Below are 6,493 nucleotides of genomic sequence, written 5' to 3'. Positions count from 1 at the left end.
GGCCCGTAGTCCGCGACGGCCGCCCGCCGGTCACCGGCCCGCGCGGCGGTCTCCGCCGGGACGCCGAGGCCGGCCGGACCGCCCGAGGTCGCCGGTCCGCCCGACACCGCCGGGCGGACGGCCTCGCCGGGCTCCGCCCGGCCCACCGGAGTGCAGCGCTCCGCGGGCACCCCCCGGCCGGCCGGGAGCCGCGACGCCTCGACGGCCACGGCCGTCCCCAGCACGCCACCGGCAGGCGAGCCGACCCGCAGAGCAGGCACCAACACGCCCTCCGCCAACGGCATCGCGGGCGTGGGCGCCACGCCCCGGGCGGCCACGCCCCGGACGGCCACGCCCCGGACGGCCTCACCTGCCGGACGAACCGGCTCGCCGGCGCCCACCGCCCGGCGCTGCGCCGTCACGGCACCGGACTCCGCCGGAACGGCGGACACCACGGGCCGCTCCGCCGACCCGGCCGGGTACCCGCCCCAGGAGCCACCGACGACGGCACCCCCGGAGTCGGACGATCGCCCGCCCGCGCCGAGGCCCGGACCGGAGCTGGTCCGCTGGCCCTCCGAGGTCGCCGGGCCCACCTCCTCGGCGGCGGACGACGCGTCACGCCGGAGCTCGGCCACCGTCGAGGACAGCCGCAGGACGAAGTTCCGCTCGGCCGGGTCGCCGTTCGGCCAGTCGCAGTCCTTGCTGCGCAGGATCCTGCTCCGCAGGCCGCTCCGCGAGGTCTGCCACGGACCGGGCAGCACCCGGACGTTGGGCCGCCAGCCGACGCCGGGCACACAGTGCTCCAGCTCCAGCTCCCACTCCTCGGCCCGCACGTCGAGGGAGGCGCCGATCCGGCCCTCCAGCACGGAGGTGCCGTACGGGGTGCGCACCACCGCGCGCTGCTCGAAGGCGGCGTCCTTGTCGAGCACCGTGATCCGCAGCGGCCCGTTCATTCGCAGCATGGTCGCCCTCCCAGGGGTCGGAGATCGCGGGACCGTCCCGGCCCCGCACCCTGCTCGACGGTGCGCCTTCCGGCCGGGGTTCACCGGCCGGCCCTGGACCCCCTCGCGCGAACCGCCCGCGGCGGCACCCGGCTCCGCCCCGCCCGCGGACGGCGGCGCCGGGGCGCGGACCCGCGCGGGCCGTCCGCCCGTCCGGCCGCCGGTGAACCCGGGACCGCATGCGGGCCGTTGAGCTCAACACGAGCAGCCCTGCCCCACCCGCACCACCTCCACCGGCCCGCACCGGGCCCCACCCCTTGGGCCGACCGCCCTGCGCTCTCCCGTGGCGCGTGCCCGGACCTGCACGGACCTGCCCGGACCTGCACGGCCGATCCCGGCGGCCACCGGCCCGGCTTCCCCTTCAGGCAATCCGCGCCTCCCCATCGCGCACAGCTGCCGGCCGATCGGACCCGCGCACCGCCCTCGACGGGCAAGCGCCCCGCGTGCGCCCCCGCCGTCCGGCGCCTCCCCCACCCCGCCGGACGGTCCCCGGCCCGACCGGCTCCGCGAGCCGCCCCGCACACGCCGGACGGACGGCCCGGGATCGCCACGACCGCCGTCCACGCAGGGCGCCGCCGTTCCGCCCGTCCCGATCGCGCCGCGTCCGCGACCGCGTTTCCCTGATGGATCGTCAATGAACTTCAGGAGAACAACCGCCGACGCCTGCCCGACGCCCAGCTGACCGGCTCCCGTCAATCCCCCGAAAGGGCGGTCCCCAGGCGCTCCGTGGCCGAACGGCCACGGGCCGGAACCGTTCCCCGGGCGTGGCTAGACTGCGCCCCGCACAGGGACGGAGATCTCCGCCGACCGCTCTCACCTGGGAGGATCCGTTGTTCGTTCGACTGCTGGGTCCGGTGGAACTGCAGGCTGCGGACGGCCGCGCCGTCGAGCCCGCCGGCGCCAAACGGCGCGCCGCGCTGGCCCTGCTCGCGCTCGAACTCGGCCGCACCGTCCCGGTCGAGCGGTTCTTCGAACTGCTCTGGGGCGACGAACCGCCCGCCCGGGCCCGGGCCGCGCTCCAGGGCCACATCGCCGCGCTGCGCAAGCTGCTCGCCGGCTCGAAGCTCGTCCTGTCGACCCGCGCCCCCGGCTACCGGCTGGACGGCCCGGCCGAATCCGTGGACGCCCTGCTGTTCGAGCGGCTGGTCGCGCGGGCCACCGAGGTGGCCGTCCCGGACGGCGACGAGTCCGCCGCCGGACTGCTCCGCCGGGCCCTGGACCTCTGGCACGGCCCCGCGACCCTGGCCGACCTGCCCGAGACGGACCTGCGCGACGTGCTCGCCGACCGCCTCCGCCAGGTGCGGACCCGGGCCCTGGAGGCCTGGAGCGAACGGCTGCTCCGGCTCGGCCTCGGCCCCGACGCCGCACCGGAACTCGACCGCGCGCTCGAAGCCGACCCGTGGAACGAGCCCCTGGCCGCCCTGCTGGTGCTCTGCCTCCGTCAGGCCGGGCGGCCCTGCGACGCGCTGACCGTCTACCACCGCACGCGCCGCCGGCTGGCCGCGGAGCTCGGCGTCGGCCCCGGGCGCGCGCTGCGGTCGGCGGTGGCCGACATCCTCGCCGACGAGCCGGGGAGGCGCCCGCCCTCGACCGCCGTGCGCGTCACCGGTCGTCCCGAACGCACGGCCGGCGCCGCCGGAACAACCGGCACGACCGGCCGCGTCCGCCCCCGGGCGGCCGGGTCGGCCGGCCTCTCCGCCTGCGCGGTCCCGCCCGCACGGCAGCCGGCCGCGGTCCCGTTCCCGGCCCGCACGCCCGCCGTCCGGCCGCCGACCCCGCTCCGCCCCACCGCCAACCCCGGCCCCACCGCCAACCCCAACCCCGGCCCGGGCCCCGGCCCCGGCCCGGACCAACTCCCGCGCCGGATATCGGGTTTCGTCGGCCGGTCGACCGAACGCCGCTGGCTGGAGGCCGAGTGCGGAGGCGAACGCCCCGGCGGCGGCCTCGCCGTCCTGGTGGGCCCGGCCGGCACCGGCAAGACGGCCACCGCGGTGCAGTGGGCGCACGACGCGACCGCCGCCTTCCCGGACGGGCGGCTCTTCGCCGACCTGAACGGCTTCGGCCCGGGCCCGCGCGCCGAACCGACCGCCGTCCTCGGCCGGTTCCTGCGCGCGCTGGGCGTCCCCGAGGGCTCGCTGCCGGAGGATCCGGCCGCCCGCGCCGCGCTCTACCGGTCGCTGACGCACGGCCGCCGGCTGCTGGTCGTCCTGGACAACGTCCGCGACGCGCAGGACGTCACCGAGCTGCTCCCGACCGGCCCGGCGTGCGCGACGGTCGTCACCAGCCGCAGCTCGCTGGAGGACCTCGTGGTGACCGAGGGCGCCGCCCTGCTGCGCCTCGGCGCCCTGCCCGCCGAGGACGCGCGGCGCCTGCTGGAGCGCCTGATCGGACCCGCCCGGGTGGCCGCCGAGCCGGAGGCCGCCGGCCGGCTGGCCGAGCTCTGCGACCGACTGCCGCTCGCCCTGCGGATCGCCGGTGCCCGGCTGGCCGCCCGGCCCGGCTGGGCGATCGCCGACCTGCTGCCCGAACTCGCCGACGAGAGCACCCGGCTGCGTGCCCTGGACACCCGGGGCACGGCCAGCGTCCGGACCGCGCTCGATCTGACGCTGCGCCACCTTCCCGCGCCCGCCGCACGTCTGCTGGCCCTGCTCGCCGTCCACCCGGGGCCCGAGACGGACGCCCACGCCGCCGCCGCCCTGCTCCGCACCGGCGCCGCCGAGGCCCGCCTCGCGCTCGGCGCGCTCGCCGCGCACCACCTGCTCACCGAGACCGCCCCCGGCCGCTACGGCCGCCACGACCTGGTCCGGCTGTACGGGGCCGAACTCCTCGACGAGCGGCCCGCGTCCGAGCGCGCCGCCGCGACCGCGGCCCTGACCGACCACTACCTCGCGGTGGTGGCCCGCAGCTCCGCACTGCTCCAGCCCGGTCCCGCCCACGCCACCCACCGCCCCGCGCCCGCCGTCGCCCCGCCGTTCGGCGCCGACCCCGCCGGGTGGCCGCACCTGCCCACCGTGCCCGCCACGCTCGACTGGTTCCAGGCCGCGGAACCCACCGTCCGCGGCCTGGTCACCGCGGCCTCCGAACGCGGCGACCACCGCCGCTCCTGGCAGCTGGCCTACCGCGCCGACTGCCTCTACTACGGCGCCGGCCGCCGCACGGACCGGCTGACCTGCCTCCGGGTCGGGCTCGCCGCCGCCGCCCGCACCGGCGACCCGGCCGCCGTCGCCTCCATGGAGGCGGTCACGGCCCGGGCGCTCGGCGGCAGCGGCCGCACCGCGGAGGCCCACCGGCTGGCCCGCCGCGCGGTCGACCGCACCGTCGGGTCCGGCGACACCGTCCGGGTGCAGGCCCTCACCGTCCTGGCCACGGCCACCGCGGCCGACGGGCGACCGGCGGAGGCCGTACGCCTGGGCGAGCAGGCGATCGCGCTGGCCGAGCGGCACGGCCTGGCCGAGCACGCGCCGTACGCGCTGAGCAACACCGCCGGGCTGTACGGCCTCGCCGGCGAACCCGGGCGGGCGCTGCACCGGGCCCGGGACGCCCGCGCGCTGCTCGCCGACCACCCGCTGGCCGTCTTCCACCTGTCGGCGATGATCAACGAGGCGCACGCCCTCCAACTCCTCGACCGCCGCACGGCGGCGGAGGAGGTCTGGCAGCAGACCCTGGAACGCTGCCGGGTCGCGGGCACCGTCCACCTGCACGCGGTGGCCGAACGCCACTACGCGGACTTCCTGCTGGCGGGCGGCCGCGCCCCGGAGGCCGTCCGCACCCTGCACTCGGCCCGCCGGCTGTACGGGCGGCTCGGCGACACCACGGTGGTGCACGAGCTGGAGGTGCGGTTGGCCGCGCTAGAGCCTGTCTGAGGACCTGCCGGTGCCCGGGGCCGGGCCGCCGGCCGGGCGCGGGGCCGGACCCGGGCCGTCACCGTCCGCCCGGCCCCGGACCAGATCCGCCGTCAGCATCGTCACGCCGTCCTCGCCGAAGCGGTGCAGCAGGAGCGCGACCCACTCCACCGCCTCGGCCCGCTCCAACGGCGTCCACCCGGACGCCGAGGGGTGCTCGTCCACCACCAGGGCCTCGGCGACCATCCACAGTCCGTCCGGGGCCCTCGTCCGCGGTTCGTCCTCCAGCCCCGCCACGGCCAGCCGCCAGGCGGCCTCGACCACCTCCGCCCCGGTGGCCGGGGGCACCGCCCACCCACCGGCGGCGAGGTCGCCGTCGTCGCCGGGGAGCGCGTCGTCGTTCCCCGCGCGCTCCCCCCTGTCGGCCGGGTCCTCCGCCGCGAGCCACCTCGCCAGGAGCTCCCGGATCCCCGTCTCACCCGCCGCTTCCGCCATGGCGGCCAGCTTGCCAGCACTGCGGCCCGTGGTCATCACTGTCACGTGGACGAGTACGGCTGCCGCCCCGCGCGGCGTTCATTTCCCCCGCCGACGGGTTGCGGCGGCCCGCCCCGCTCGTTATCCGGTCATGAGCTACGACTACCTGCCTTCACCCCGGTCCAAGGACGGAACGTTTCTGTTCGACGCCCCGATCTTCGCCCGACTCGCGCGCCTCTGGCTGGATGCCGGGCGGACCGTCCCGGGCCGCCCCGACCAGGAGTGGCAGCACCTGGTCGAGCCGCCCAGGTTCCGTCCCCTCGCCGAGCCCGCCCCGCCCCCGCCGCCCGTCCGGCCCGACGACCCCGCTCCCCCGACCGCACCGGCCGACCGCCGGCCGTTCTGAACCCGGCGGCCGGGCCTGCGGTGCTACGCGCCGACCTGCCCGTCGATCGCCTCGCGCAGGAAGTCGGCGTGCCCGTTGTGCCGGGCGTACTCGTGGATCAGGTGCAGCATCACGAACCGCAGCGAGACCTCCTTCTCCCAGCGCACCTGGTAACCCGTGACGTCCAGCGAGGCGGCCTCCCGCTCGATCCGCCGGGAGTGCGCCACCTCCGACTCCCAGGCCGCGAACGCCTCGGCGCGGTCGGCCCCGGCCGCGTCGTACGCGGCCTGGAAGTCCCACTCCGTCGACCAGCGCAGCGGAACGTCCTCCCCGTCGATCACCCGCCGGAACCAGGTCCGCTCCACCTCCGCCAGGTGCCGCACCAGCCCGAGCAGCGTCAGCGTCGACGGCGGGCTCGACCGCGACCGCAGCTGCTCGTCCGTCAGCCCGGCGCACTTCATCGCCAGCGTCCCGCGGTGGAAGTCCAGGTACGCGCGCAGCGTCTCCCGCTCTCCCCCGGTCAGCGGCGGCGCCACCCGCCCGTCGTCCGTGCCCGTCCCGCTCACAGGTCCTCCTCGATCGTCGAAAGTCGGACGGTGCCGATCGGCGCGGCCCGGTCCCCGGCGTCGCCCGCCCTGCCCGTCTCCGTCCGGTGCCGAACGGCCCCCGCACAGCCTCTCAGCCCGCGACGTCGACGCCGAAGCTCCGCGCGAGCTCCTCCAGTCCGTGGTCGAAGCCCTGCCCGACGACCCGGAACCGCCAGGCCCCGCCCCGCCGGTAGACCTCGCCGAGCAGGAGCGTCCGCTCGGTGG

Annotated in this window: 5 protein-coding genes and 1 pseudogene; 2 read left to right on the top strand and 4 right to left on the bottom strand. The window is 78.2% G+C overall.

Features of this window, described 5'->3' with window-relative positions; all coding sequences use genetic code 11:
* Window positions 1-941: pseudogene (locus tag ACFWOG_RS38720) on the bottom strand (hypothetical protein); the annotation flags it as partial.
* An 869-nt stretch (window positions 942-1,810) separates the two neighbouring features.
* On the opposite strand from ACFWOG_RS38720, the gene ACFWOG_RS38715 reads away from it, so the two are divergent.
* On the top strand, window positions 1,811-4,843 hold the full coding sequence (locus tag ACFWOG_RS38715; RefSeq protein ID WP_380364241.1) for a BTAD domain-containing putative transcriptional regulator: 3,033 nt from the start codon (window positions 1,811-1,813) through the stop codon (window positions 4,841-4,843).
* Here the strand turns inward: ACFWOG_RS38715 and ACFWOG_RS38710 are convergent.
* Window positions 4,829-5,362, bottom strand: coding sequence for a hypothetical protein (locus ACFWOG_RS38710; RefSeq protein ID WP_329884391.1), 534 nt, complete (start codon window positions 5,360-5,362; stop codon window positions 4,829-4,831). The genes ACFWOG_RS38715 and ACFWOG_RS38710 overlap by 15 nt on opposite strands.
* An 85-nt stretch (window positions 5,363-5,447) precedes the next feature.
* Between ACFWOG_RS38710 and ACFWOG_RS38705 the strand changes: the two genes are divergently transcribed.
* Window positions 5,448-5,702, top strand: a complete 255-nt coding sequence (locus ACFWOG_RS38705; RefSeq protein ID WP_380364239.1) for a hypothetical protein — start codon at window positions 5,448-5,450, stop codon at window positions 5,700-5,702.
* A 23-nt stretch (window positions 5,703-5,725) separates the two neighbouring features.
* On the opposite strand, the gene ACFWOG_RS38700 is transcribed toward ACFWOG_RS38705, so the two are convergent.
* A complete protein-coding gene (locus ACFWOG_RS38700; RefSeq protein ID WP_329884387.1) occupies window positions 5,726-6,247 on the bottom strand; it encodes a DinB family protein in 522 nt (173 codons plus the stop codon).
* Between the two features lie 112 nt (window positions 6,248-6,359).
* A partial coding sequence (locus ACFWOG_RS38695; RefSeq protein ID WP_380364243.1) for a TerD family protein occupies window positions 6,360-6,493 on the bottom strand: 134 nt, incomplete at its 5' end.

Origin of the sequence: Kitasatospora sp. NPDC058406 (genome assembly GCF_042722765.1) — a bacterium.
GTDB lineage: Bacteria > Actinomycetota > Actinomycetes > Streptomycetales > Streptomycetaceae > Kitasatospora.
Note: the sequence above shows the minus strand (reverse complement) of the source record. Positions and strands in the feature narration are given on the sequence as shown.

Excerpts from the sequence above, each read along its gene's own strand:
- ACFWOG_RS38705 (WP_380364239.1), top strand. The coding sequence starts at position 5,448 with ATGAGCTACGACTACCTGCCTTCACCCCGGTCCAAGGACGGAACGTTT.